At 72.1% G+C, this 26190-nt stretch carries 26 protein-coding genes; 16 read left to right on the top strand and 10 right to left on the bottom strand.

Going from position 1 to position 26190, the window contains the following annotated elements:
* Positions 1-87: 87 nt before the first annotated feature.
* Together F6X51_RS04765 and F6X51_RS04760 are read right to left on the bottom strand one after the other, a co-directional pair.
* Positions 88-1179, bottom strand: coding sequence for a glycosyltransferase (locus F6X51_RS04765; RefSeq protein ID WP_150962075.1), 1092 nt, complete (start codon positions 1177-1179; stop codon positions 88-90).
* A complete protein-coding gene (locus F6X51_RS04760; RefSeq protein ID WP_246696623.1) occupies positions 1176-3245 on the bottom strand; it encodes a glycosyltransferase in 2070 nt (689 codons plus the stop codon). Before F6X51_RS04760 ends, F6X51_RS04765 begins: the two co-directional genes overlap by 4 nt.
* Before the next feature lie 216 nt (positions 3246-3461).
* Between F6X51_RS04760 and moaB the strand changes: the two genes are divergently transcribed.
* Positions 3462-4016 carry a molybdenum cofactor biosynthesis protein B gene (moaB, locus tag F6X51_RS04755; RefSeq protein WP_150962073.1) on the top strand — a complete coding sequence of 185 codons (555 nt, stop codon included), beginning with the start codon at positions 3462-3464 and terminating at the stop codon, positions 4014-4016.
* Positions 4017-4037: 21 nt separating this feature from the next.
* Here moaB and F6X51_RS04750 read toward each other — a convergent pair whose 3' ends face one another.
* Positions 4038-4559 carry a hypothetical protein gene (locus F6X51_RS04750; protein ID WP_150962072.1) on the bottom strand — a complete coding sequence of 174 codons (522 nt, stop codon included), beginning with the start codon at positions 4557-4559 and terminating at the stop codon, positions 4038-4040.
* Positions 4560-4783: 224 nt separating this feature from the next.
* Here F6X51_RS04750 and F6X51_RS04745 point away from each other — a divergent pair, with 224 nt between their 5' ends.
* Positions 4784-5899: a PA0069 family radical SAM protein gene (locus F6X51_RS04745; RefSeq protein WP_150962071.1), complete on the top strand. Its 1116-nt coding sequence runs from the start codon at positions 4784-4786 to the stop codon at positions 5897-5899.
* A 4-nt stretch (positions 5900-5903) separates the two neighbouring features.
* Here F6X51_RS04745 and F6X51_RS04740 read toward each other — a convergent pair whose 3' ends face one another.
* The 3 genes from F6X51_RS04740 to F6X51_RS04730 form a co-directional block, all read right to left on the bottom strand.
* On the bottom strand, positions 5904-6533 hold the full coding sequence (locus F6X51_RS04740) for a ribonuclease HII (RefSeq protein ID WP_150962070.1): 630 nt from the start codon (positions 6531-6533) through the stop codon (positions 5904-5906).
* A gap of 109 nt (positions 6534-6642) precedes the next feature.
* Positions 6643-7707: a glycosyltransferase family 4 protein gene (locus tag F6X51_RS04735; RefSeq protein ID WP_150962069.1), complete on the bottom strand. Its 1065-nt coding sequence runs from the start codon at positions 7705-7707 to the stop codon at positions 6643-6645.
* A 50-nt stretch (positions 7708-7757) separates the two neighbouring features.
* A complete protein-coding gene (locus tag F6X51_RS04730) occupies positions 7758-8537 on the bottom strand; it encodes a UDP-2,3-diacylglucosamine diphosphatase (protein WP_407658445.1) in 780 nt (259 codons plus the stop codon).
* A 757-nt stretch (positions 8538-9294) separates the two neighbouring features.
* Between F6X51_RS04730 and F6X51_RS04725 the strand changes: the two genes are divergently transcribed.
* The 11 genes from F6X51_RS04725 to F6X51_RS27705 all read left to right on the top strand — a co-directional run bounded on the left by F6X51_RS04725 (position 9295) and on the right by F6X51_RS27705 (position 20816).
* Positions 9295-10503: an aminotransferase class V-fold PLP-dependent enzyme gene (locus F6X51_RS04725; RefSeq protein WP_150962067.1), complete on the top strand. Its 1209-nt coding sequence runs from the start codon at positions 9295-9297 to the stop codon at positions 10501-10503.
* Between the two features lie 111 nt (positions 10504-10614).
* Positions 10615-11559, top strand: coding sequence for a D-2-hydroxyacid dehydrogenase (locus F6X51_RS04720; RefSeq protein ID WP_150962066.1), 945 nt, complete (start codon positions 10615-10617; stop codon positions 11557-11559).
* 176 nt (positions 11560-11735) lie between these two features.
* The gene (locus tag F6X51_RS04715) at positions 11736-12596 is read left to right on the top strand and encodes an NADP-dependent methylenetetrahydromethanopterin/methylenetetrahydrofolate dehydrogenase (protein WP_150962065.1); all 861 of its coding nucleotides are present in this window, start codon (positions 11736-11738) and stop codon (positions 12594-12596) included.
* 11 nt (positions 12597-12607) lie between these two features.
* Positions 12608-13234: a methenyltetrahydrofolate cyclohydrolase gene (fchA, locus tag F6X51_RS04710; RefSeq protein WP_150962064.1), complete on the top strand. Its 627-nt coding sequence runs from the start codon at positions 12608-12610 to the stop codon at positions 13232-13234.
* Between the two features lie 210 nt (positions 13235-13444).
* Positions 13445-14623, top strand: a complete 1179-nt coding sequence (locus F6X51_RS04705; protein WP_150962063.1) for a malate--CoA ligase subunit beta — start codon at positions 13445-13447, stop codon at positions 14621-14623.
* A gap of 53 nt (positions 14624-14676) precedes the next feature.
* Positions 14677-15570, top strand: a complete 894-nt coding sequence (gene sucD, locus F6X51_RS04700) for a succinate--CoA ligase subunit alpha (protein ID WP_150962062.1) — start codon at positions 14677-14679, stop codon at positions 15568-15570.
* 189 nt (positions 15571-15759) lie between these two features.
* On the top strand, positions 15760-18519 hold the full coding sequence (locus tag F6X51_RS04695) for a phosphoenolpyruvate carboxylase (protein WP_150962061.1): 2760 nt from the start codon (positions 15760-15762) through the stop codon (positions 18517-18519).
* Positions 18520-18664: 145 nt separating this feature from the next.
* Positions 18665-19639, top strand: coding sequence for an HpcH/HpaI aldolase/citrate lyase family protein (locus F6X51_RS04690; protein WP_150962060.1), 975 nt, complete (start codon positions 18665-18667; stop codon positions 19637-19639).
* Positions 19640-19695: 56 nt separating this feature from the next.
* On the top strand, positions 19696-20013 hold the full coding sequence (locus F6X51_RS04685; RefSeq protein WP_150962059.1) for a hypothetical protein: 318 nt from the start codon (positions 19696-19698) through the stop codon (positions 20011-20013).
* Positions 20014-20063: 50 nt separating this feature from the next.
* Complete coding sequence (locus tag F6X51_RS04680; protein WP_150962058.1) at positions 20064-20498, top strand: GlcG/HbpS family heme-binding protein; 435 nt, start codon at positions 20064-20066, stop codon at positions 20496-20498.
* Between the two features lie 141 nt (positions 20499-20639).
* Complete coding sequence (locus F6X51_RS27705; protein ID WP_191970011.1) at positions 20640-20816, top strand: hypothetical protein; 177 nt, start codon at positions 20640-20642, stop codon at positions 20814-20816.
* 40 nt (positions 20817-20856) lie between these two features.
* On the opposite strand, the gene F6X51_RS04675 is transcribed toward F6X51_RS27705, so the two are convergent.
* Positions 20857-21381 carry a hypothetical protein gene (locus F6X51_RS04675; protein ID WP_150962057.1) on the bottom strand — a complete coding sequence of 175 codons (525 nt, stop codon included), beginning with the start codon at positions 21379-21381 and terminating at the stop codon, positions 20857-20859.
* Positions 21382-21570: 189 nt separating this feature from the next.
* Between F6X51_RS04675 and F6X51_RS04670 the strand changes: the two genes are divergently transcribed.
* On the top strand, positions 21571-21789 hold the full coding sequence (locus F6X51_RS04670; protein WP_150962056.1) for a hypothetical protein: 219 nt from the start codon (positions 21571-21573) through the stop codon (positions 21787-21789).
* Positions 21790-21824: 35 nt separating this feature from the next.
* Here F6X51_RS04670 and F6X51_RS04665 read toward each other — a convergent pair whose 3' ends face one another.
* Positions 21825-22706: a formate/nitrite transporter family protein gene (locus tag F6X51_RS04665; protein WP_150962055.1), complete on the bottom strand. Its 882-nt coding sequence runs from the start codon at positions 22704-22706 to the stop codon at positions 21825-21827.
* A 138-nt stretch (positions 22707-22844) separates the two neighbouring features.
* The gene (locus F6X51_RS04660) at positions 22845-23585 is read right to left on the bottom strand and encodes a competence/damage-inducible protein A (protein ID WP_150962054.1); all 741 of its coding nucleotides are present in this window, start codon (positions 23583-23585) and stop codon (positions 22845-22847) included.
* A 157-nt stretch (positions 23586-23742) separates the two neighbouring features.
* Here F6X51_RS04660 and sfsA point away from each other — a divergent pair, with 157 nt between their 5' ends.
* Positions 23743-24459, top strand: a complete 717-nt coding sequence (sfsA, locus tag F6X51_RS04655) for a DNA/RNA nuclease SfsA (protein ID WP_150962053.1) — start codon at positions 23743-23745, stop codon at positions 24457-24459.
* 3 nt (positions 24460-24462) lie between these two features.
* On the opposite strand, the gene F6X51_RS04650 is transcribed toward sfsA, so the two are convergent.
* Positions 24463-25302, bottom strand: coding sequence for an FkbM family methyltransferase (locus tag F6X51_RS04650; RefSeq protein ID WP_150962052.1), 840 nt, complete (start codon positions 25300-25302; stop codon positions 24463-24465).
* A gap of 116 nt (positions 25303-25418) precedes the next feature.
* Between F6X51_RS04650 and F6X51_RS04645 the strand changes: the two genes are divergently transcribed.
* Positions 25419-26183, top strand: a complete 765-nt coding sequence (locus tag F6X51_RS04645) for an alpha/beta fold hydrolase (protein WP_150962051.1) — start codon at positions 25419-25421, stop codon at positions 26181-26183.
* Positions 26184-26190 lie beyond the last annotated feature (7 nt).

Below are 26190 nucleotides of genomic sequence, written 5' to 3'. Positions count from 1 at the left end.
GTCCCGTGCCGGGCGGGGTCGCGGCGGGCGGCGTCGCCGAGGCCCGGGGCGCAGAGGCCGGGGGCGCAGAGGCCGGGGACGCAGAGGTTATGTCGGGGCCGCGCCCTCGCCGGGCGGGACGGTGCCGCCCGCCGCGTAGGCGCTGGGGCCGTCGCTCAGGAAGGCCCGGAACCGGTCGGCATCCGCCGCCGCGAGGGCGTTCCAGCGCGCCACGTTCTCCCGGGCCAGGCCGGCCGGCGCCGCGAGGCCGCCGGCGCGCAGCCACGTGCCCACCCGCGCGGCGGATTCCACCGGATCCTCGGGCCGGATGAAGAGCCCGGACCCGCCCAGGACCTCCCGGAAGACCGGGCCCTCGGGGGCGATCACCGGCAGGCCGCCGTGCTGGACCTCGAGGAGCGGCAGCCCCAGGCCCTCGGCCTTCGAGGTCGAGACGAGGGCGTGGCAGCTCTCGGCGAGCTGGCGCAGCCCCGCATCGTCCACGTAGCCGTGCAGCCTCAGGAACGCGGGCGGCGCCTCGAGGAAGGCGTGCCGGCCCCAGCCGACCCGACCGACGACGTGCAGCTCCGCCGGGAGGCCGGCGGCGTTGAGGGCGGCCGTGAGGGCGAGCGCCGCCGGGTAATCCTTGCGCGGCTCGATCGTGCCGATGGCGAGGAGGCGCAGCGGCGCGCCCGGGCGGTAGGGCGCGGGCCCGGCGAGCGCCCCGAGGCCGAACACGTCCGAGACCGCCGGCCGCAGGGTCGCCACCAGGGCCCGCGGCGCGCAGACCGCGCGCAGGGCCTCGCCCGTGGTGCGGGAATTCACCAGGAAGCGCCGGCCGTAGCGCATCGCGAGGCGGAAGCTCGGCGCCATGTAGAGGCGGCTCTTCCAGCTCAGGTCCTGCGGCCGGGTGATCAGGAAGGTGTCGTGGACGTAGAGGATGCAGCGCTCCCCGAGGAGGGCGCAGAGGGGCCCGGGCGGGAAGCCCGGGAAGATCATCAGCGCCGCGCGGTCGGCAAGGCCCCGGAGCGGCAGGCCGAATTGCTGCTCGGCGATCATCCGGGCGACGTTGCCGCCGCTCAGGGCGCGGACGGGATGCGGCGCGAGGCGCCCGGGCGCGAACAGGTCGCGGGCGACCCGCTCGATCCCCGTCACGTGGCCGCGCAGATGCGTCTGGTCGACGTAGACGCGGCGCGGGGTCATCGGCCGGTCCCGGCGGCACGCGGGCTGCCGTCGAGGCCGCGGCTCAGGGCGCCGCGGAGCCGCGCCGCGCCGAAGCGGGCCCACCGGAGCCACGGGGGCAGGTTGCGGCCGAACACGGCCTTCTTGGCCCGCCTCAGCCGGCTGACGAGGGCGGAGGAGGGCGGCTGCACGGTCCCGGTCGCGCCCGGGTAGCGCTCGGCCGCGAAGGCGAAGCGGCCGAGCATCGCGGGGGTGAAGCGCGGGCGGGCCTGCGGGTCCGGCAGCAGGCCGCGCCCGGCCAGCACCGCGTGCAGGGTCAGGGCCGCGGCCGCGTCGCTGAAGCGGTTCTCCAGGGCGATGCGGGCGAAGGCGCCGAGCCGGCGGCGGGCGGGCGCGTCGGCGATCAGCTCGGCGAGCGCCCGCGCCAGGGCGCCGGGCTCGGGGGCGACCAGCCGGCCGCTGACCCCGTCGATCACCGCCGTGGTCAGGCCGGTGGCGGCGTAGGCGAGGGTCGGCGTGCCGCACAGGCCCGCCTCGACCGGGGTCTGCCCGAGGGTCTCGGCCCGGCTCGCCGTGACGTGGAGGTCGCAGGCGCCGTACCAGGCGGCGAGCTCCGCCTCCTCGGCGACGAGGCCCGGCGCGAACAGGTTCGGCAGGCCGAGGGCGCCCGGGTCGTCGAGGCGCCCGATCCCCACGAAGCCGATGCCGGGCCCCGCGACGCCGCGCAGGGCCGACACGAGGTCGGCGAAGCCCTTGTCCGGCGCGTCCACGATGACGGCCGAGAACAGGATCAGGCAATCCTCCTCCGGCAGCCCGAGCCTGCGGCGCAGGGCGCCGCGCCCGGCCGGCCGGAACACGCCGCTCGGGAAGGCGAGGGTGATCTCGGCGATGTCGGCGCCGGGCGGCGCGTAGGTCCGGGCCCGCTCGGCGGTCCAGGCGGAGTTCGCCAGGAGGAGGGGCGCCCGCAGCCCCGCGAGCAGCCGGCGCTTGGCCGCGTGGACGGGCCCGACGCGGGCGCGGGCGAGTTCCGGGTACTGGTCCGGCGTCGGGCAGCCCGCGTCGCAGCCCGTGACGATCCGGGGGCAGTCATTGGGATAGGCGCAGCGCCCGGTGAGCGGGAAGAGGTCGTGCAGGACCTGCGCGACGGGGAGCCCGGCGCAGAGCCGGCCGAGGATGTCGAGGCTGCGCGTCGCCCCGTGCAGGTTGCCGGCGATGACGAGGTCGTGCCTGCCGGAGAGGATCGCGGCCTCGGTCCGGGGGAAGCGGTCGGTCCACTCGGCGGCGGCGGCCGGAGATTCGTCGGTGAGCCGGAGATGGCTGACGCGATGGCCCGAGAGGGCGAGGGCGTCCGCCAGCCGGCGCTGGCCGATGCCGGCGCCGCCCTCGTAGCCGGCCCCCGTGAGCGACACCACGGAGAGGCCCGGCGGCGCGGGCGCGGCCCCGGGCGCCCGCTGCAGCAGGACCGGGCGGCCGATGCGGACCCGGCCGCCGCCGGCGGGCGCGCCCTCGGCGAGGCGGGTCCAGAGCTCGGCGGGGGAGCGGCCCGGCGCGAGGCCGCCGGCCCGCACGATCGCGGCGCGCGCGAACAGCATCTCGCCGCCCGTGAAGGGCAGGCCCGCGTCGGGGCCGGACAGGGCGGGCACGTCGAGGCCGGTCACCGCCCGGTCGAACAGCACGCGCAGGCCCGCCACCGCGGCGGCCCCGCTCAGCGCCGCCTCGAGGCAGAGGGCCACGAGGGCACCGGGGGCCAGCAGGTCGCCGGCGCGCAGGAACAGGAGGTATCCGGTCTCCGGATCGTCGAGGGCCGCCGCCAGCGCCGCCTCGGCCCGCGGACCCGCCGGCACCACGTCGTGCCGGGCCTCCGCGTAGCCCTGCGCCAGCACCGAGGCCACGGTGTCGCTCAGGCCCGGCACGTCGCCATCGATCGGCGTCAGCACGCGCACGCGCGGCCAGGGCCCGCCGTCCGGCAGGGTCCCGGGCCGCGGGACGGTGAAGCCCTCGCGGGGGCCGGGCCAGTCCGCGACGCCGTGCGCCGGCCGGGGGACGGCCGTGGCGTCTGCGGGCGGGTCGTCGGGCGGGCGCGTCAAGGCGGGGATGGACCGGGGGGAGGAGAGGGCGAGACAGCCGATACCTTGTCCGGGAGAGATGAAGAAGCCCTTCCCGCCACGGCGCGCCGCCCCTCCCCAGCCCGATCCCCGCGAGGGCGGCCCCGGCCGGCCCGGCGCGCCGGCCGGAACGGGACGCGACATCGGGCCCGCGCAGGACCATATGCGGGTGACGCGACGTCTCCGCCGAGGAACCCCATGGCCGCCGACACGACCCGCAGCTTCATCCCGCTCTCGATCGCCGTGCTGACGGTCTCGGACACCCGCCGGCCCGAGGACGACCGCTCCGGCGACACCCTGGTCCAGCGCCTGACGGAGGCGGGCCACGGCCTCGCCGCCCGCGCCATCGTGCCCGACGAGGTGGCGGCGATCCGCGGGCAGGTCGAGGCCTGGGTGCGCGATCCCGCCATCGACGTGGTGATCACCACCGGGGGCACCGGCTTCACCGGCCGGGACGTCACCCCGGAGGCCCTGGAGCCCCTGTTCGAGAAGCGCATGGACGGTTTCTCGGCGGTGTTCCACCGCATCTCCTACGACAAGATCGGCACCTCGACGCTGCAGTCGCGCGCGACCGCGGGCGTGACGGGCGCGACCTACGTGTTCGTGCTGCCGGGCTCGCCCGGCGCCTGCAAGGATGCCTGGGACGGCATCCTGCGCCAGCAGCTCGACTACCGCCACCGGCCCTGCAACTTCGTCGAGATCATGCCCCGCCTCGACGAGCACCTGCGCCGCGGGGCCGCCGTGACGGCGTGAGCCGCCGTGACGGCGTGAGCCTCAGTCCCGCTCCAGGCGGGCGAGCAGCGGGCGAGGCTTGAGCCGGGGCGAGAAGGCCGGCCCCGCCATCAGCCGGTCGCGGCGCACGAGGTCGCCGGGGCGGGCGGTGGCGACGCCGATCACGCGCTCGCCCTTGGCGGCGAGGCGCTGGGGCAGGCCCGCATGCGGGCGGCGCAGGCGCGCCAGCGCTACGTCGGGCCGCACCGTGCCGACGAAGCGGTCGATGCTGCGGATCCAGCCCTCCGCCGGCACGTCCCCCGCCTCGAGGCACAGGACCCAGTCGCGCCGGGCCACCTTGGCGCCGGCGACCCAGGGGCTGACGCCGCGCGGGCGCACCACCACGGCGGCGCCGGTCGCCTCCGCCACGGTGTCGATGGCCTCGCAGGCCGTCCCGGCGACGATCACCGCATCGCCGATGAGCCCCGCCGCCACGCCCGACACGAGGGCGCTCAAGGTGTCGGCGAGGCGGTCGATCGCGTCTGGGTCGGCCGGCCGCGCCACGTAGGTCAGGGCGGAGATCATGCGGGCCCATAACGTATTTTTGACCTGATGGCACAGCCCTTTGCGCCGCATCCGAAGCGGTCGCCGACCGGGCCGCCGCCGTGGCCGCCGCCGTGGCCGCCATGGGGAGGGCCGGGAGGACGCCGGATGCCTCGAATTTAGGCGCAGCACCGGCGCTTGTTCCTGATATGTTCGGATCGAGCGCCCCGGCCCCGCCTGGGCTCAGGCCCGGGAGGGGATCGCGGATGCGCAGACAGGCCCCGGAGGGCATATCCGAATCAGCGCCGCGCCGGCTCGCCGGGACGACGCCCGAGGCCGGGAGCCGGCGCGGGCGCGGCGCGACGGCCAATCCCGCCGGCCGGTTCGAGCCGAGCCGGCGGGAGGCCTTCGACGACGGCTGGGAGCAGGATCCCGCCCCGATCCGGCGCACCGAGGTGAGCCCGGAGCGGGCGCGCCGCATCCTCACCCGCAACGAGTCCCCCGACATTCCCTTCGACCGCTCGATCAACCCCTATCGGGGCTGCGAGCACGGCTGCGTCTACTGCTTCGCCCGGCCGAACCACGCCTATGTGGGCCTGTCGCCCGGGCTCGACTTCGAGACGCGGCTGTTCACCAAGCCCGACGCGGCCCGGCTCCTGGCGGCGGAGCTCTCGGCGCCGGGCTACAGCCCGCGCACCATCGCGCTCGGCACCGCCACCGACCCCTACCAGCCGATCGAGCGGGAGCATCGCCTGACCCGCGGCGTCCTCGAGGTGCTCGCGCGCTTCCGCCACCCGGTCGGGATCGTGACGAAGTCGAACCTCGTCACCCGCGACATCGACATCCTGGCCGGGATGGCGCGGGAGCGCCTCGTCAAGGTCGCGGTCTCGGTCACCACCCTCGACCCCGTGCTCGCCCGGCGGATGGAGCCGCGGGCGCCGCATCCGCGCAAGCGCCTGGAGGCGATCCGGGCGCTGAGCGAGGCCGGCATCCCCGTGATGGTGATCGTCGCGCCCGTGATCCCCTCGCTCAACGACCACGAGATCGAGGCGATCCTGGCCGAGGCGCGGGCGCAGGGGGCGGGGGAGGCGAACCACGTGCTGCTGCGCCTGCCGCACGAGCTCGACGCGCTCGTGTCGGACTGGTTCGCCGAGCATTATCCGGGGCGCCGGGAGCACGTCTTCTCCCTCGTGCGCCGGGCCCGCGGCGGCAAGGCCTACGACGCGACCTTCGGGCGCCGCATGGTCGGGGAGGGGCCCTACGCCGACCTGATCGCGCAGCGCATGCGCCTCGCCAAGGCCCGCCTCGGCTACGCCGGCGCCCGCGTCACCCTGAACCCGGACGCGTTCTCGCCCCCGGGGGCGCAGCTCGCCCTGTTCTGACGGCTCACGGCCCGAAGGGGCGGGTGAAGCTGATCCGGTGGTGGGGGCTGCGCCCGCGCCGGGTCAGGCCGGCGAGGTGGGCCGCGGTGCCGTAGCCGACATTGCGCTCCCAGGCGTAGTCCGGGTGGCGCTGCGCCAGCGTCCGCATCAGGGCGTCCCGCAGGGTCTTGGCGACGATCGAGGCGGCGGCGATCTGGGGCACCAGCCGGTCGCCCCCGACCACGGCCTGGCAGGCCTGGCTCAGGCCCGGGACGGGGTCGCGCCCGTCGACCAGCACGAGCCCGTCGAGGCCGAGCCGCAGCACGGCGCGCCGCATGGCGTCGAGGGTGGCGCCCCGGACGTTGAGGCGGTCGACGAGGGCGCGCGAGCCCGCCGCCACGGCGACGCGGGCATGGGCCCGGATCAGCGGGGCCAGCGCCTCGCGCAGGGGCGGCTTCAGGCGCTTGCTGTCGTCGAGGCGGCCCAGGATCCCGGCCGGCAGGGCGGCGGGGTCGAACCACACGGCCGCCACCACGACGGGGCCGCACAGGGCGCCGCGGCCGACCTCGTCGCAGCCGATGAGGGCGGGGTAGCTGGCGGCGCGCGCCGGATCGAACGGGGGTATGGGCGAGGTTCGGGGCGAGGTTCGGGGCAAGGTTCGGGGTTCAGGTTCGGGGCGAGGTTGTGGACGCGTCCGCGGGCGGACCCGCAGCCTTGCCAGCTTCCGCGACCGGCGTCACCGGTCCTCGGGGAGCTCCGCCGTCTCAGCCGATCTCGACGGCGCCGCGCCCCCGCGCCGGGGCGGGACTCCGCGCCGCCGGCCCCCGGGCATGGGCCGCCGCGATGTTGGCGTAGAACTGGCGCGCGCTCTCGGCCCAGGTGTAGCGCAGGGCCTCGTCCCGGCAGCGCCCGCGCGGGATCGCGAGCGCCCCGAGGGCCGCCGCGCGCAGGTCCCGGTCGAGCACCCCCGCCCCGGTTCCGGCGATGACGTCGAGGGGGCCGGTCACCGGGTAGGCCGCCACCGGCAGCCCGCAGGCGAGCGCTTCGAGGAGCACGATCCCGAAGGTGTCGGTGAGGCTCGGGAACACGAAGGCGTCGGCGGCGGCGTAGATCCGTGCGAGCGCCGCGCCGGTCTGGGTGCCGAGGAAGCGCGCCGCCGGCGCCAGGGCCGCGAGCCGGGCCCGGTCCGGCCCGTCGCCGACCACCACCTTGGTGCCGGGCAGGTCGAGGGCCAGGAAGGCCGCGATGTTCTTCTCCACCGCGAGCCGCCCGACGAACAGGAAGATCGGCCGGGGCAGGCCGGCGAGCGCGTCGGAATCCCGGGGCCGGAACAGCTCGGTGTCGACGCCGCGTGTCCAGCGCATCAGGTTGGTGAAGCCGCGCCCCGCGAGGTCGCGCTCGAGGGAGGGCGTCGACACCATGGTGCCGCTCGAGGCCCCATGGAAGCGGCGCAGCCAGGCGTAGCTCCAGGCCTCCGGCACCGGCGCCCGGGCCGCGAGGTATTCGGGGAAGCGGGTGTGGTAGCTCGTGGTGAAGGGCCGCCCCCGCGCCAGGCAGTAGCGCCGCGTCGCGTAGCCGACCGTGCCCTCCGTGGCGATGTGGACGTAGGTGGGGCTGAGCCCCGCCCAGCGCTCGGCGATCTTGCGCTTGGTGGCATAGGCGAGCCGGATCTCGGGGTAGCCCGGCAGGGGCATCGAGCGGAAATCCTGGTGGGTCAGGAACACCGGGTCGAAGCCGAGGTCGCGCCCGGCCGCCGCCATGTGCTCCAGGGAGCGCACGACGCCGTTCACCTGCGGCGCCCAGGCGTCGGTGGCGATGAGGAGCCTCATGGAAGCCTCATGGACGCCTCACGGCAGCGGCCGGGCGCGGGGCGGGTTCCTCACGCGACGGCCCGCCGGCCGGCCGGGGCCGGCTCCGCCAGCCGGGCGACCTCGGCGCGGCCGGCCTCGCGGGCACGCAGGATGCTCGGGTAGTGCAGCACCTCCATGGTGCCGTCGTAATGCTCGACGACGGCGGTGCAGGATTCCACCCAGTCGCCGGTGTTGAGGTAGCGCAGGCCCTCGATCTCGCGGTTGGCCGCGTGGTGGATATGGCCGCAGATCACCCCGTCGGCGCCGACGCGCCGGGCCTCGGCGGCGAGGAACTCCTCGAACTTGCCGATGAAGTTGACGGCGTTCTTGACCTTGAGCTTGGCCCAGGCCGAGAGCGACCAGTAGGCGAGGCCGAGGCGGCGGCGCACCTTGTTCAGCCCGGTATTGATGACGAGCGCCAGGGTGTAGGCGCCGTCGCCCAGATAGGCGAGCCACTTGGCGTGGCGAACCACCATGTCGAACTGGTCGCCGTGGATGACGAGGTAGCGCCGCCCGTCCGCCGCCTCGTGGATGCGGCTCTCGGCGATCTCGATGCCCCCGAAGGTGGTGCCGATGTAGTCGCGCAGGAACTCGTCGTGGTTGCCCGGCACGTAGATCAGGGTCGAGCCCTTGCGCACCTTGCGCAGGAGCTTCTGCACCACGTCGTTGTGGGCCTGCGGCCAGTACCAGCCCGAGCGCAGCTGCCAGCCGTCCACGATGTCGCCGACGAGGTAGATCTCGTCGGCGTCGTAATCCTTCAGGAATTCCAGCAGCAGCCCGGCTTGGCAGCCCTTCGTGCCCAGATGCATGTCGGACAGGAAGAGCGTCCGGACGCGGATCGCCTTCTCTGTGTCTTCGGCCACGAGCGTCTCCCGGCGGCTGCGAGGCCCCGAGCCAAACCGGATTCCCGTATCAGTTTGATGACGCCGGCGGCCCGCGCGGCGGCGCGGGTCCTCGCCAAGATCGCTTGCTGCATCGCACCATTATTTGTGCGGCTGCACAACATTGACGAGGGCGGAGCGGCAGTCTTCCGTTGCAGTGCACGTAATTTTTTTGACAGACGCCCAAGTTTTTTCAGTTTTCCTTCCCTTGAGAAGGTCGTCATAATCAGGCTCAAGGAGACCACCGGGCTCGCCCGGTGCCGGAAACGGCCAATGGGATCGCCGGCGACAGGAAGGAAGGTGTCCATGAACCGTCGGAGCGCTTGCATGCGCGGCCCGACCGACGCATTGAGGCTCTGGCTATTCGGAGGCGACCGGCATGCGACCATGCCGCGACCGCGGGCGGCGCCTGCCGCCCTGCCGCTCCGCACAGCACCATGATCTGACCTGGGGGCGGACGACGTCGACGGAACGGAATGCGGCCCTTGATCCGGCCCGGCCTTCTCGAGACGGCGAGATCCGCGAAGACCGGACCATCCGTCCGCGACCACCTTCGGGCCCCTACGGCCGAGGGACCCGCCGTCACGACGATCACGGCATCCACGAGCGACGCTGGCTCACTGACATCATCCCTGGCGCCGGACGCACGGTCCGGCCATCGAGTTAGGAAATCGGAGGAAACATCATGGCGGCAACGAGACGGCCGGGTCGTAATCATCTGTTCGTGCCGGGCCCGACGAACATCCCCGACCGCATCCTGCGGGCGATGATGGTGCAGTCCGAGGATCACCGCTCGGTCGATTTCCCCTCGCTGACGAAGCCCCTGTTCGAGGACACCAAGAAGGTGTTCGGCTCGACCGACGGGACCATCTTCCTGTTCCCGGCCTCCGGCACCGGCATCTGGGAATCGGCCCTGTGCAACACCCTGGCGCGCGGCGACAAGGTCCTGTCCTCCCGCTTCGGCCAGTTCAGCCACCTCTGGATCGACATGGCGCAGCGCCTCGGCCTCGAGGTGATCGTGCAGGAGGAGGCCTGGGGCACGGGCGCGAACCCGCAGCGGATCGAGGAGGCGCTGCGCGCCGACAAGAACCACGCGATCAAGGCCGTCATGGTGGTCCACAACGAGACCGCCACGGGCGTCACCAGCGACATCGGTGCCGTGCGCAAGGCGATGGACGCGGCCGGCCACCCGGCCCTGCTCTTCGTCGACGGCGTGTCCTCGATCGGCTCGCTGCCGTTTGATGCCGACGGCTGGAAGGTCGACGCGGCCATCGCCGGCTCGCAGAAGGGCCTGATGCTGCCGGCCGGCCTCGGCGTCGCCTGCATCAGCCCGAAGGGCCTGCAGGCCGCCGAGAGCCAGGCGGGCAAGAACGACCGCCTCGCCAAGGTCTATTTCGACTACGCCGACCAGCGGAAGGCGAACCCGGCCGGCTACTTCCCCTACACCCCGCCGCTGCCGCTGCTCTACGGCCTGCGCGAGGCCCTGGCCTGCCTGTTCGAGGAAGGCCTCGAGAACGTCTACAACCGCCACCACGTGCTCGGGGAGGCGACCCGCCAGGCCGTGGCCGCCTGGGGCCTCAAGACCTGCGCCAAGGAGCCCCAGTGGAACTCCGACACCGTCACGGCGATCGTCGTGCCGGAGGGCGTCGACGCCGCCAAGATCATCAAGCACGCCTATGTCCGCTACAACCTCGCCCTCGGCGCGGGGCTGTCGGAGGTGGCCGGCAAGGTGTTCCGCATCGGCCATGTCGGCGACCTGAACGAGCTGCAGCTCCTCGCCGCCATCGCGGGGGCCGAGATGGCGATGCTCGACAACGGCGTGACGGTGACCCCCGGCTCCGGGGTCGCGGCCGCCTCGAGCTACCTGCGCGAGAACCCCCTCGCGAAGGCGTAGTGGATCACCGGGGCGGGGCCGCTGCCAGGGCGGCCCCGCTTCGCGCCAACACACGGATGAAGGCCGGGCGGACGCCACCCCCGGCCGCCCGGGTTCTGAAAGGGGTTCTCCATGACGCACAAGATCGTCTTCCTCGACCGCGAATCCCTCGACGCCACCGTGCGCGAATTCAGCTTCCCGCACGCGTATACGGAGTACGAGTCGACCTGGACGCCCGACGAGATCGTCGAGCGCCTGCAGGATGCCGACATCGCCCTGATCAACAAGGTGCCGATGCGGGCCGAGACCCTGAAGCGGCTGCCCAGGCTCAAGCTGATCGCCGTGGCGGCGACCGGCACCGACGTCGTCGACAAGGCCCAGGCCAAGCAGCAGGGCATCACGGTCGTCAACATCCGCAACTACGCCTTCAACACCGTGCCCGAGCACGTCGTGGCGCTGATGTTCGCGCTGCGCCGGGCGATCGTCCCCTACGCCAACTCGGTGCGCCGGGGCGATTGGTCGAAATCGACCCAGTTCTGCTACTTCGACTACCCGATCTACGACATCGCCGGCTCGACGCTCGGCATCGTCGGCTACGGCGCCCTCGGCAAGTCGATCGGCAAGCGGGCCGAGGCGCTCGGCATGAAGGTCATCGCCTACGACGTGTTCCCGCAGGAGGGCCTCGTCGACTTCGAGACGATCCTGTCCCAGTCCGACGTCATCACGCTGCACGTGCCGCTGACGCCCGAGACCAAGAACATGATCGGCCGCGACGAGCTCGCGAAGATGAAGCGCACCGCCATCCTGATCAACACCGCCCGCGGCGGCCTCGTGGACGAGGCGGCGCTCCTGGAGGCTCTCAAGGACGGCACCATCGCGGGGGCGGGCTTCGACGTGGTGGCGCAGGAGCCCCCGAAGGACGGCAACGTCCTGGCCGATGCCGACCTGCCGAACCTGATCGTCACCCCGCACGTGGCCTGGGCCAGCAAGCAGGCGATGCAGATCCTCGCCGACCAGCTCGTCGACAACGTCGAGGCTTACGTCGCCGGCAAGCCGCAGAACGTCGTCGAGGGCTGAGGAGGCCGGCCCGCGGGCGGGTCCGCCGGGCCGTCCGGCCCCGGGCCGCGGCGAGGCCGGCAGGACGGGACGACGACCGGGCGGGCTCGCCCGGAACCTGCCGGGACCAAACCGGGCGCGTGCGCCCGCTCGGGAAACGCTGAACCGCGCGCTGACGCGGGTGAAGGGACAAGAAAATGAAGAAGCTGCTCTTCCTGTTCGACACGGATGCGGTGCCGAGCGTCTTCGACACGGTCGTCGGCTACGACGGCGGCGCCGACCACATCACGGGCTACGGCGGGGTCACGCCGGAGAATGTCGGCGCGCTGGTCGACGGAACGATCTACACCCGCGGCGGCTCGGAGAAGAAGTCGACCGCGATCTTCGTCGGCGGCGGCAACATGGCGGCCGGCGAGGCGGTGCTGGCGGCGGTCAGGAAGCGCTTCTTCGGGCCCTTCCGGGTCTCGACCATGCTCGACTCGAACGGCTCGAACACCACCGCGGCCGCGGGCGTCGCCCTCGTGGCCAAGGCGGCGGGCTCCCTCGAGGGCAAGAAGGCGGTCGTGCTCGCGGGCACCGGCCCCGTCGGCATGCGCTCGGCGGCGCTGCTCGCCAAGGAGGGCGCCGAGGTGATCCTGGCCGGGCGCCAGCTCGACAAGGCCCAGGCCGCGGCCGAGGCCGTCAGCAAGCGCTTCAACGTCAAGATCGCGGCGGCCGAGACCCCGGATGCGGGCTCGCGCGCCAAGCTCGTGCGGGGCCAGAACCTCGTGTTCTCGGCCGGCGCCATCGGCCTCGAATTGCTGCCGGAGGAGGTCTGGAAGGACGAGTCCGGCATCGAGTTCCTGGCCGATTACAACGCCCAGCCCCCCCTCGGCTTCGGCGGCATCGACGCCATGGACAAGGGCAAGGAGCGCAACGGCAAGCGCGTCTTCGGGGCCCTCGGCATCGGCGGCCTGAAGCTCAAGCTCCACCGCGCCTGCGTCGGCCAGCTCTTCGACAACACCGAGCAGGTGCTCGATGCCGAGGAGATCTACGCCCTGGCCAAGAAGATGGCCTGAGGGAGGGGTCGATGGCCGAGAACGAGACCATCCGGAACTTCCTCGACGGGCTGGCGAGCGCGGCCCCGACCCCCGGCGGCGGCGGCGCCGCCGCCATCTCGGGCGCCATGGGGGCGGCGCTGGTGTCGATGGTGTGCAACCTCACCATCGGCAAGAAGAAATACGTCGAGGTCGAGGGCGAGCTGAAGCAGATCCTGGCCAAGTCCGAGGCGCTGCGCGCCGAGCTCACCGGCATGATCGCCGACGACGTCGCGGCCTTCGACGCCGTGATGGGCGCCTACGGCCTGCCGAAGGAGACGGACGCCCAGAAGGCCGACCGCGCCGAGAGGATCCAGGCGGCGCTCAAGACCGCCACCGACGTGCCGCTGGCCTGCTGCCGGGCCTGCCGCGCCGTCATCGACCTCGCCGAGACCGTGGCCCAGAAGGGCAACCTCAACGTCATCTCGGATGCGGGCGTGGCCGTGCTCTCGGCCTATGCGGGCCTGCGCAGCGCCGCCCTCAACGTCTACGTCAACGCCAAGGGCCTGGACGACCGCGCCTTCGCGGACGAGCGCCTGACGGCGCTGGAGACCCTCCTCGGCGAGGCGGGCGCGCTGAACGAGAGGGTCTACGAGGTGGTCAAGGGCAAGGTGAACTGAAAGGTGAACTGAGCCGGCACAGCGCATTCATCCCCGGCTCGACGGGCCGGGGATGGCCCAGAACTGAATCCCGAGCTGAATACGGAAGCATTCCGGTCGCCCTTCAAGGCAGACTCAAAGAGAGTGCAAAAAAATATTAAAACAGGAGCGCTTCCCGCGAAAAGAAATTTGCGGGATGATCCTCCGAAGGAAACGGCAAGGAGGTCTCAGATGGACGTTCACGAGTATCAAGCCAAGGAACTGCTCGCGGGCTTCGGCGTCGCCGTGCCCAAGGGCGCCGTGGCCTTCAGCCCGGACCAGGCGGTCTACGCGGCGACGGAACTCGGCGGCTCCTTCTGGGCGGTGAAGGCGCAGATCCACGCGGGCGCCCGCGGCAAGGCCGGCGGGATCAAGCTCTGCCGCACCTACAACGAGGTCCGCGACGCGGCGAAGGAGCTCCTCGGCAAGCGCCTGGTGACGATCCAGACCGGCCCCGAGGGCAAGCCCGTCCAGCGCGTCTACGTCGAGACCGCCGACCCGTTCGAGCGCGAGCTCTATCTCGGCTACGTCCTCGACCGGAAGGCCGAGCGCGTCCGCGTCATCGCGAGCCAGCGCGGCGGCATGGACATCGAGGAGATCGCCGCGAGCGAGCCCGAGGCCCTGATCCAGGTGGTGGTGGAGCCGGCGGTCGGCCTGCAGCAGTTCCAGGCCCGCGAGATCGCGTTCCAGCTCGGCCTCAACATCAAGCAGGTCTCGGCGGCGGTGAAGACGATCATGAACGCCTACCGGGCGTTCCGCGACTGCGACGGCACCATGCTGGAGATCAATCCGCTGGTGGTCACCAAGGACGACCGGGTGCTGGCCCTCGACGCCAAGATGTCCTTCGACGACAACGCCATGTTCCGCCGCCGCAACATCGCGGACATGCACGACCCCTCGCAGGGGGACCCGCGCGAGGCGCAGGCGGCCGAGCACAACCTCAACTATATCGGCCTCGAGGGCGAGATCGGCTGCATCGTCAACGGCGCCGGCCTCGCCATGGCCACCATGGACATGATCAAGCACGCGGGCGGCGAGCCGGCGAACTTCCTCGACGTCGGCGGCGGGGCGAGCCCCGAGCGCGTCGCCACCGCCTTCCGCCTCGTCCTCTCGGACCGCAACGTGAAGGCGATCCTCGTCAACATCTTCGCGGGCATCAACCGCTGCGACTGGATCGCGGAGGGCGTCGTCAAGGCGGCGCGCGAGGTCCAGATCGAGGTGCCCCTCATCGTCCGCCTCGCCGGCACGAACGTGGAGGCCGGCCAGAAGATCCTCTCCGAGAGCGGGCTCGACCTCATCACCGCCGACACCCTGACGGAAGCCGCCCGGAAGGCCGTCCAGGCCTGCAGCGACGCCAAGCGCGCTCACTGACGACGCGATCACCGACGGCGCGTCCACCGAACCGGCACGAGCGGAGACACATCATGAGCATCCTCATCGACGAGAAGACCCCGATCCTCGTCCAGGGCATCACCGGCGACAAGGGCACCTTCCACGCCCAGGAGATGATCGCCTACGGCTCGAACGTCGTCGGCGGCGTCACGCCGGGCAAGGGCGGCAGGACCCATGTGGGGGTCCCGGTCTTCGACACCGTCAAGGAGGCGGTGCGCGAGACCGGCGCCACCACCTCGATCACCTTCGTGGCGCCCCCCTTCGCGGCGGACGCCATCATGGAGGCGGCGGATGCCGGCATCCGGCTGATCTGCTCGATCACCGACGGCATCCCGGCCCAGGACATGATGCGGGTGAAGCGCTACCTGATGCGCTACCCCAAGGACCGCCGCTCGATGGTGGTGGGCCCGAACTGCGCCGGCATCATCTCGCCCGGCAAGTCGATGCTCGGCATCATGCCGGGGCACATCTACCTGCAGGGCAATGTCGGCATCATCTCGCGCTCGGGCACCCTCGGCTACGAGGCCGCCTCGCAGATGATGGCCCAGAACATCGGCATCTCGACCTCGGTCGGCATCGGCGGCGACCCGATCAACGGCTCCTCCTTCCTCGACCACCTCGCCCTGTTCGAGCAGGACCCGGACACCCACGCGGTGCTGATGATCGGCGAGATCGGCGGTCCCCAGGAGGCCGAGGCCTCGGCCTGGATCAAGCAGAACATGTCGAAGCCCGTGATCGGGTTCGTGGCGGGCCTCACGGCCCCCAAGGGCCGCCGCATGGGGCATGCCGGCGCCATCATCTCGGCGACCGGCGACAGCGCCGCCGAGAAGGCCGAGATCATGCGCTCCTACGGCCTCACCGTGGCGCCCGATCCCGGCTCCTTCGGGCTCACCGTGGCGCAGGTGATGAGCCAGCGGGCCGCCTGAGCCCCGCGACGTGTTCCCCTTCCCGCGCGGCGGGGAGGGGCAGGGATGGGGGTGGTGACGGCACCGCCGAGCCCAATCCGGCATCGCCCCCATTTCCCGGCGCCTCCCCACCCGGACCGGGCCCGCCCGGTCCGGGTGGGGAGGCGCGCCGCCGCGCCGCCGTGCGGGACAGGCCCAGGAGACCATCCCATGACCCAGACGCTGCACGCTTCGCCGGGCGCCGCCGTCGCGCCGATCTTCGCCCCCCCGGTGATCACCGGCACCTCCTCCAAGGAGGCGCTCGACATCCTGTTCCACGCCCTCCTGGACGTCGCCCGGCGCCACGAGCCCGAGCTCGAGGCGGTGCTGCACGGCCACGCCAACATCTCGGAATTCACCCCCGAGCTCCTGGCGCGCGCGCTCCAGGTGCAGGGCATCTGGTTCCAACTGCTCTCCATCGCCGAGCAGAACGCCGCCATGCGCCGGCGCCGCCACATCGAGCGCAACGAGGGCCGGGAGGCGCTCGGGGGCAGCTTCAGCAAGGTCCTGTGCGAGGCGGCCGGGGCCGGCATCGGGGCCGATCAGATCCACGGGCTGCTCAAGGACCTGCGCATCCGCCCGACCATCACGGCGCATCCGACCGAGGGCAAGCGCGTCACGGTGCTGGAGAAGTTCCGCCGGATCTACCTGCTGCTGCGCGAGCTCGAGCTGCCGCGCTGGACCGAGCGCGAGCGCAACGGCCTGATGAACGACCTGCGCGACCAGATCGAGCTGGTCTGGATGACGGGCGAGCTGCATCTCGAGAAGCCGACCGTCGAGCGCGAGGTCGCCTGGGGCCTGCACTTCTTCGACGAGACCCTGTTCGAGATGCTGCCCGAGGTGCTCTACTCCCTGGAGGAGAGCCTGACGCAATACTACCCGGACGAGAAGTTCGAGGTGCCGGCCTTCTTCCAGTTCGGCTCCTGGATCGGCGGCGACCGGGACGGCAACCCCTACGTCACCGCGAGCGTCACCCGGGCCACCCTGCAGCGCAACGCCCTCGCGTCGCTGCAGCGCTACCGCGACGGGGTGAACGGCCTCGGCCGCATGCTCTCGCTCACCGAGCGCTCCCTGCCGGTGCCCGAGTCCTTCCGGCGCGAGCTGGCGCACCTCCTCGCCGAGAGCGGCGACGCCAAGGCGATCGCGGGCCGCAACCCCGGCGAGGCCTTCCGGCAGTTCCTCACCTGCATCCTGCGCAAGATCGAGGCGACCATCGCCCGCAACGAGGGCCGCAAGTCGACGGGGCCGGATTACCCGAGCGCCGACGGCCTCATCAACGACCTGCGGGTGCTGGAGCAGGGGCTTTCGGACGCCAAGTGCACCTCGCTGGCGATCGACCTCGTTCGGCCGGTGCGCCGCATGGTCGAGATCTTCCGCTTCTCCACCGTCCGGCTCGACCTGCGCGAGAACACCACCCGCACCACCCGGACCCTGCAGGCCCTGTGGCAGCAGCAGCACGGCCCGAAGGCCCCGCCCGACATCGCGGCGCCGGACTGGAAGGCGTGGCTCCTCGCCGAGCTGGCCAAGCCCCGCAACCCCGAGCGCAGCTTCGAGGACCTGCCCGACGACGCCCGCGAGACGCTGGAGACCTTCGCCCTCGTCGGCGAGATGCGCGAGCAACTGGACCGCGAGGCCTTCGGCGCCTTCATCCTGTCGATGACCCGCTCGGTGCCCGACATCCTCGGGGCCTACCTGCTCGCCAAGGAGGCCGGCATCTTCCTCGACGCGGCGGGCACCGAGATCTGCCCGCTGCCGATCGTGCCCCTGTTCGAGACCATCGACGACCTGCGCGCCGCGCCCGTCATCATGAAGGAACTCCTGAGCGTGCCGGTGGTGCGCCGCTCCACCCGCTGGCAGGGCGGGGTGCAGGAGGTGATGATCGGCTACTCGGATTCGAACAAGGACGGCGGCTTCGTCGCCTCGAACTGGGAGCTCTACAAGGCGCAGTCGAAGCTGACCGTGCTGGGCAAGCATCTCGGCGTGCCGATCGCCTTCTTCCACGGCCGCGGCGGCTCGGTCAGCCGGGGCGGGGCCCCGACCGCCCGCGCCATCGCGGCCCAGCCGCCGGGCTCGATCAACGGGCGCTTCCGCACCACCGAGCAGGGCGAGGTGGTGTCGTTCAAATACGCCAACCGCGGCACCGCCGCCTACCAGATGGAGCTCCTGGCCTCCTCGGTCTTCGCCCACGCGCTGAATTCCGAGCGCGAGGCCGCCTCCGTGCCCCGGGCCGAGTTCGACGACGTGCTGGAGGCCTTCTCGGGGGCGAGCCGGGCGGCCTACGTCAACCTGATCCAGCACCCCGACCTCGTCACCTATTTCGGCGCCGCGAGCCCCCTCGACGAGATCGCGCTCCTCAATATCGGCTCGCGCCCGGCCCGGCGCTTCGGGGCGCGCTCCCTCGGCGACCTCAGGGCGATCCCCTGGGTCTTCGCCTGGGCGCAGAACCGGCACGTCATCACGGGCTGGTACGGCGTCGGCTCGGGGCTGCAGAGCTTCCTCGAGGTGCGGGGCGCCCAGGGCGAGGCGCAGCTCAGGCGCATGTTCCGGGAATCGCGCCTGTTCCGCCTGATCATGGACGAGGTCGAGAAGACCCTCCTGATGGTCGATCTCGAGATCGCCCGGGACTATGCCAGCCTGGTGCCCGACGCGGAGGCCCGCGAGAACATCTTCGCGCTGATCGAGGCCGAGTACCGCCTCACCTGCGAGATGGCGGTGCGTGTCAGCGGCGACCGGGTGCCCGCCGAGCGCTTCCCCCTGTTCCGCGACCGGCTCAACGAGCGGCTGCCGACCATCAACCAGGTCAGCCGCGAGCAGGTCGAGCTCCTGCGCCGCTTCCGCGCCGAGGAGGACGAGGACCAGCGCGAGGCGGTGAAGTCCGCCCTCCTGCTGTCGATCAACTGCATCGCGGTCGGCTTCGGGGCCACGGGATGAGCGGGGCCCGATCCAGAACGATCCGACCGCGCTGTCTCGCGGCCCGCCGGACGGCCCGTTGAAAACCTCCCGCCCCGCGCCCTAGCTGCGCGCCGGCGCCGACCCAGTTTCCCCCCGACCCCAGACGTCCAACAGGAGGCATCCCATGAGCTTTACCCTGATCCAGCAGGCCACTCCGCGCCTGCACCGCTCCGAACTCGCGGTCCCGGGCTCGAACCCGACCTTCATGGAGAAGTCCGCGGCCTCGAAGGCCGACGTGATCTTCCTCGACCTCGAGGACGCGGTCGCCCCCGACGACAAGGAGCGGGCCCGCACCAACATCATCCAGGCGCTCAACGAGATCGACTGGGGCACCAAGACCATGATGATCCGCATCAACGGTCTCGACACCCACTACATGTACCGCGACGTGGTCGACATCGTCGAGGCCTGTCCGCGCCTCGACATGATCCTGATCCCCAAGGTCGGCGTGCCGGCCGACGTCTACGCCATCGACGTGCTGGTGACCCAGATCGAGCAGGCCAAGAAGCGCGAGAAGGCGATCGGCTTCGAGGTCCTGATCGAGACCGCCCTCGGCATGGCCAATGTCGAGGCGATCGCCCAATCCTCGAAGCGCCTCGAGGCGATGTCCTTCGGCGTCGCCGACTACGCGGCCTCGACGCGCGCCCGCTCCACCGTCATCGGCGGCGTGAACCAGGATTACAGCGTGCTGACCGACAAGGACGAGGCCGGCAACCGCCAGACCCACTGGCAGGACCCGTGGCTGTTCGCCCAGGCCCGCATGCTGGTGGCCTGCCGCGCCTACGGCCTGCGCCCGATCGACGGCCCCTTCGGCGACTTCTCGGATCCCGACGGCTACCTCTCGGCGGCCCGCCGCTGCGCCGCCCTCGGCTTCGAGGGCAAGTGGGCGATCCACCCGAGCCAGATCGACCTCGCCAACGAGGTGTTCACCCCCTCCGAGGCCGAGGTCGGCAAGGCCCGCCGCATCCTGGAGGCCATGGAAGAGGCCGCCAAGGCCGGCCGCGGCGCCGTCTCCCTCGACGGCCGCCTCATCGACATCGCCTCGATCCGCATGGCCGAGGCGCTGATCGAGAAGGCCAACGCGATGTCGGCCCAGTAGGGGGCGCGTCGCGCCGCCCGCGGGGAAGCGGACCCACCAGAGCGGAGGCAGCGGCCATGACCGTTCCGAGCCCGGACCTCGCCATCCTGACGGTCACGAGCGTCGATCCGCTGATCGCGCTCGGGGTCGTCCTCGCCACCGGGGTGACGGACGCGGCCTACGTGTTCTTCAACGCCGCCGTGACGGCCCGGCACCGGGTGCGCGCCGCCAACTGGAGCGCGGTCTGGTACCTGCTCTCCGCCTTCGCGGTCATCAGCTACACGCAGAACGCGATCTACGTCCTGTTCGCCGCGCTGGGGTCCTGGCTCGGGGCCTACGCGTCGGTGACATGGCTCGCCCGCCGTCCCGATGACGGAACCGGCCGCCACATCTAACCATTGCGCAGGGGCCGCGCCGTGCGGCCCCGCTTCGAGGAGACCACGCCATGCACGTCACGATGGAAGAAGCCCAGAAGGCGATCGAGGCCGCGCGCGCCAAGGCCGTCTCGCTCGACACCCAGATGTGCATCGCGGTGGTGGATTCGGGCGGCAACCTGAAGGCCTTCCACCGGATGGACGACGCCTGGGTCGGCTCCATCGACATCGCGCAGAAGAAGGCCAAGACCGCCCTGTTCTTCGGCATGAAGACCGGCCAGATCGGGCAGCTGTCGCAGCCCGGCGGCCCGCTCTTCGGCATCGAGCACTCGAATGACGGGCTGATCACCTTCCCGGGCGGCATCCCGATCGTCGACAAGGACGGGGTGATGTCCGGCGCCATCGGGGTCAGCGGCTCCACCGTCGAGAACGACCACACGGTGGCGGAGGCCGGGGCCAGCGCGATCGGCGCCACCGAGCTGCCGGACCATCCCTGGCGCACCTGACCGGGTCCGCGGCGCCCCCGACCCCGGGGGGCGCAGATCCCCGACCCGGGGGCGCAGACCCCCCCCCGGGAAAACCAGCGGTTAAGCATGTGGCCCTATCACGGAGCCGAGAGCCAACCGCAGGAGACACGGGGAGCGCCGATGATGCGGGAACAGATCGCCGACGCGCTGAGGCGTCTCGTCGCCGTACAGGTCGAGGACATCGAGCGCGCGGTCAAGGATGGCCACAAGACCATCGCGCTGAACGAGCTGGCGGACCTGAACCGCCAGCTCAAGGCCTTCGCGGCCGCCCTCAAGAAGGTGCCGATCCGGGCCTGATCGGCCTGCGCCGATCGAGGCGGAGACCGAGTCGGCACAATCACCAGCGCGGGCCGCCCCAGAGTCCCTCCGGGACCTCCCGCGGCGGCAGGTCCCGCGGCGGCAGGTCCCGCGGCGCGACCTCCTGCGGCGGGAAGGGCGGCGGCCCGTAGCCGTCGCCCCCGAGATGGCCGGGCCCGAAGCGGGGGCCGCGGCCGAAGCCCGGCCGCGCGTCGCAGACCCGGACGCGGCGCACCACCTCCTCCCCGTCGGCGTCGAAGCGGCGCTTCACGAAGGTCCGGCATTCGTCGGCCGGCGGCGGCTCGAAGCGGGGCCCGGCGCTGAAGCGCGGCGCTTGGAAGACCGGGGGCGGGGGGCGCCGCTCGAACTCGGCCCCGTATTCGGGCCGGGGCGGCGGATAGGCCCCGTCGAAATCGGCGGCGAGGGCCGGGCCGGCCACGAGCGCCAGGGCGCTTAGTCCGGCAAGACGCGTCAGGATGGGGCGCGTCAGGATGGGGCGCGCCAGGATTGGGCGCGTCGGGAGCGCGCGCGTCGGAGCAGGGCGCGTCGGAAGATGGGGCAACACGGGTGTACGGCCTCCGCGGGGCGGGCCGGCGGGATCGTCCGGCCCTGCCGAGCCCGTACCATGCGGGTGCGTTCATGAACTGTTCCAGAGCTTGTGCGCGGGATTCCGTTCAGATCCGACCGCCGCACCCTTGACCGAACCATGCGACCCGTGGCGTGTTCTTGTTCTGTTCGCATCACAGGACCGCCGATGCCCCCGCGACCGAGCGCCGAGACTTCGCCATCGCCGACCGTCGAGGCGATCGCCGCGGCCTATCTGGAGGCCGCCGACGGGGATTCCGCCCTGGCGATCCGGCGCATCATCCAGGATGCCCTGACGGATCTGTGCGAGGCCGAGCGCCGGACGCTGCGGCGCGACCGACTGATCTCGCACGGCTACGTGCGGGGCGCGTTCGAGGCGAGGCGCTGAAGAACGCGCGGCCGGTCCTGAAAACGCGAGGCCGGTCAACGGGGTGGCGGCTCGTCCTCGACCTCCCGGTTCTCCTCGACCTCCCGGTTCTCTTCGACCTCTGGGGCGACCTGCCCATAATTCAGCACCGCCACCAGGGCGACCCCGCCGAAGACGTTGCCGAGGAGCGTCGGCAGGAAGAACCGGACGACATATTCGCCCATCGTGGCGGTGCCGTTCGCCACGAGGAAGAACGCCTCGACCGAGCCCGCCACGATGTGGGCGAGGCCGCAGAGCGAGACGAGCCAGGTCATCAGGAAGATCACGAAGGGCGCCGCCGACCCGGTCGCGGGCAGGATCCACACCATCAGGGCGATCATCCAGCCGGCGAAGATCGCCTTGATCAGGGTGGTGCCGAAGGAGAACGCGACGGCGTGGTGGCTGATCTCCGCGAAGGCCGCCGTCACGGCCGGCCCGAACGCGTCCGAGCGCGCCAGCACCGTGGCGATCGCCGCCGTCGCCAGGATGTTGCCGGACAGCACGATCGCCCACAGGCGCAGGACCCGCCAGGCGGTCTTGGCCGAACGGTCGTGCAGCAGGGGCAGGATCGGCGTGATGGTGTTCTCGGTGAACAATTGCTGGCGCCCCAGCACCACGACCAGGAAGCCGACCGCGTAACCCATGGTGGTGAGGATCGCGGTCCACTCGCCGGAGGGCAGGTGGGCCTTGAGCACGCCGGGCACGATCAGCGAGAGGGCGATGCTCAACCCCGCCGCCACCGCCGACAGGAACAGGGCCCCGCCGTGCCGGCGCAGCTCCTCGTCGCCCTCGTGCCGGATCACCTCGTGCAGCACGAGGGCGTCCGGCCGTCCGATCGCGCTCACCGCGTCCGCCATCTCGTCGCGCTTGGCGACCATCTCGGCCCGATCCCGCGTCATTGCCCCAGCCCGCCCCGTCCGCCCGGCGCCCGCGCCGCGTGAGGTCGACGCCCGGGAACGCTCATCGATCCGCGACGCACGTGAAGTCGCGTGCGGGCATGCGGGGACGGGGCATGCGGGGACGGCATCTGCGGGGGCTCATCCCCGAAGGCGCGCCACCAGGGTCTCGATCTCGGCCCGCGCCCGGATGACCGCCGCGGGGTCCTTGCTCCGCACCACGATGCGGTTGAGGAAGCCGTCCGGCGTCATCGACGGATAGGAGCCGACCGAGACCCCCGGATGGGCGGCCGCGAGCGCCGCGAGGTCGGAGGCGTAGGCGCCCTCCGGGATGTTGCCGACCTCGATCGTCTCCGAGATCACCTTGGCCCCCGTCGACAGGGTCGGGCCGATATTGTCGAGCATCGCCTGCATGATCGCCGGCACGCCGGCCATCACGAAGACGTTGCCGATGCGGAAGCCCGGCGCCTTCGAGATCGGGTTCGCGATCAGGTCGGCCCCGGCCGGGATCCGGGCCATGCGGAGCCGCGCGGCGTTGAGGTCCTCCGGCTTGATCCGCTCGAGCAGCATGGCGCGCGCCCGCGGGTCGACGTCGATCGAGACCCCGAAGGCCTCGGCCACGCAATCGGCCGTGATGTCGTCGTGCGTCGGGCCGATGCCGCCGGTGGTGAACAGGTAGGTGTGCCGCGCCCGCAGGGCGTTCACCGCCTCGACGATCATCGGTGCCTCGTCGGGGACGATGCGGACCTCGCGAAGGTCGATGCCGATCGCCGTCAAATAATCGGCGATCGTACCGATGTTCTTGTCCTTGGTTCGTCCCGACAGGATCTCGTCGCCGATGACGAGGACGGCGGCGGTCACGGCGTTCGGTGCGTCGGTCATGATGTCCGGGGGCGGTCGCGTGCGCTCACCGGCACGCTCAGCGGCAGATAGTGCGCCGGCGGGCGGCGGCCATATCCGTCCGGGCCGAAGCCTGTTCAGGCCGCGGATCGCCGGGTAGGGAGGGCCCGCGTCTCCCTCCCAGTCGACGGCTCGTCCGATGCGCTTTCCCGCGCCCCTGATCGAGGGGCGGCTCGTCCAGCGCTACAAGCGCTTCCTCGCCGACGTGGCCCTCCCGGACGGCCGCATCGTCACGGCCCACTGCGCCAATCCCGGCGCCATGCTCGGCCTCAAGGCGCCCGGCAGCCGGGTCCTGCTCTCCGAGGCCGGCAACCCGGCGCGCAAGCTGCGCTTCTCGTGGGAACTCGTCGAGGCGGACCTGCCGGGCGGCCCGCAATGGGTCGGCGTCAACACCCTGCGCCCCAACGCCCTCGTGGCCGAGGCCTTCCGGGCCGGGGGGCTCGCGCCGCTCGGCGGCTACACCCGGCTGAAGCCGGAGGTCCGCTACGGCGCGGCGAGCCGGGTCGATTTCGTGGCGAGCGGCGACGGGCTCCCGCCCTGCCATGTCGAGGTCAAGAACTGCCACCTGATGCGGCGCGCAGGCCTCGCGGAATTCCCCGATTGCGTCGCCGCGCGCAGCGCGCGCCACATGGCGGAGCTCGCCGGGATCGTCGCAGGGGGCGGGCGGGCCGTCGTGATCGTCGCGGTGCAGATGCGGGCCGAGGCCTTCGACGTCGCCCGCGACCTCGACCCGGCCTTCGACCGCGCCTTCCGGGCCGCGCGGGCGGCGGGGGTCGAGGCTTACGCGTATCGCGCCCAGGTCGGTCCGGAGGGCGTCGCGCTGGCGGACCCGATCCCGATCACGACCCCGCCCTGACCGTCAGGCCGCGGGCGCGGCGCGCTCGAACACGAGGTTGAGGCGCGAGCGCGCGATCTCCCGGTAGCCGTGGGTGCCGAGCAGGCGCGGCAGGTCGAGCTGCCACTGGTCCGTCCCGTTCTCGAGGAGGAGAAGTTTCGGCAGCAGGGATTCGGGGGCCTCGCGCAGGAAGGGCTCCAGGATGAGGTCCTCCGCCCCCTCGACATCGAGCTTGACCGCGTCGATCCGGGTGATGCCCTCGGCCTGGACGAGGCCGAGCAGCGTCACGGCCGGCACCTTGATCTGCGCCCCCTCGTTGGTGCCCACGATCCTCAGGCTGGATTCGCCCCGGTTGCGCGGATCGATGAACAGGGTCAGCTCGCCCGCCTTGTCGGCGACCGCGCAGGCGATCGCCTTCACGGTCCCGAACGGGTTCTGGGCGATGTTGTAGGTCAGCCGGTCGAACACGTCGGGCTGCGGCTCGACCGCCAGGATGCGGGCGCGGGCCCCCGCGAAGGCCGCGACGAAGAGCGTGTAGGCCCCGATATTCGAGCCGATGTCGAGGAAGACGCAATCGGCCGGAAGGCGCGCCTTCAGGATCGCGCGCTCCTCTGGATCGAAGAATTGCGGCGTGAAGAGCACCTTCTTCTCGCAGTTGTTGTTGTAGGGATGCAGGCGCATCCGGGCGCCGTAGCGCTCGACGTCGAGGGGCTTTCCGCGCAGGAGCGAGATCGCGATCCGGCGCAGGAACAGGGCGAGGCGGCGCCCGCTCCAGGTGCCCGCCGGGATGCGTGCGGTCCGCTCCGCGATGCGCGCGACGAGACCCGCGGGGGCGAAGGTTCCGTAGGGGTGGATGTCATTCATCGGCAGGCGTGATGCCAGCCCCGCTGTTTCGCCGCAAGCCGTTCCGGCATTGCCTGCCCGGCCCCGGCTGCTCTAAGCGGACAGCCACCCGCGAGAGACGAGGCCGAGACCGACCGATGCAGACCTTCGATTCCGACGGCGTGACCATCGCCTTCATCGACGTGCCGGCCAATGCGGGCCCGGGGGATCCGATCCTGCTGATCCACGGCTTCGCCTCGAACCACGCGGTGAACTGGGTCAACACGCTCTGGGTCAGGATCCTGACCCAGGCCGGCTACCGCGTGGTCGCCCTCGACAATCGCGGGCACGGAGAGAGCCAGAAGCTCTACGACCCCGCCCTCTACGGCTCCGACGCGATGGCGGGCGACGCCGTGCGCCTCCTCGACCATCTCGGCATCGCGCGGGCGGACGTGATGGGCTACTCGATGGGGGCGCGCATCACCGCGCATCTCGCCCTCGACCACCCGAACCGCGTCCGCTCGGCCCTGCTCGGGGGCCTCGGCATGCATCTCGTCGAGGGGCGCGGCCTGCCCGCCGGCATCGCGGAGGCGCTCGAGGCGCCGGCCGGCGCCCCGGCCCCGAACCCCACCGCGCAGGCCTTCCGCACCTTCGCGGAGCAGACCCGCAGCGACCTGCGGGCGCTGGCGGCCTGCATGCGCGGCTCGCGCCAGACCCTGTCCCGGGCCGAAATCGCCCAGATCGAGCAGCCGGCCCTGGTCTCGGTCGGCACCCTCGACACGGTGGCGGGCTCGGCCACCGGCCTCGCCGCGCTGATGCCGAATGCCCGCGCCCTCGAGATCCCGGACCGCGACCACAGCACCGCGGTCGGCGCCAAGGTCCACCGCGACGGGGTGCTGGCCTTCCTCGCCGCCCGGCCCTGACGCCGCC

This window comes from Methylobacterium planeticum, from assembly GCF_008806345.1.
Taxonomy (GTDB): Bacteria; Pseudomonadota; Alphaproteobacteria; order Rhizobiales; family Beijerinckiaceae; genus Methylobacterium; species Methylobacterium planeticum.
The sequence above is the reverse complement of the archived record's forward strand: the minus strand, read 5'-3'. Positions and strand labels throughout refer to the sequence as shown.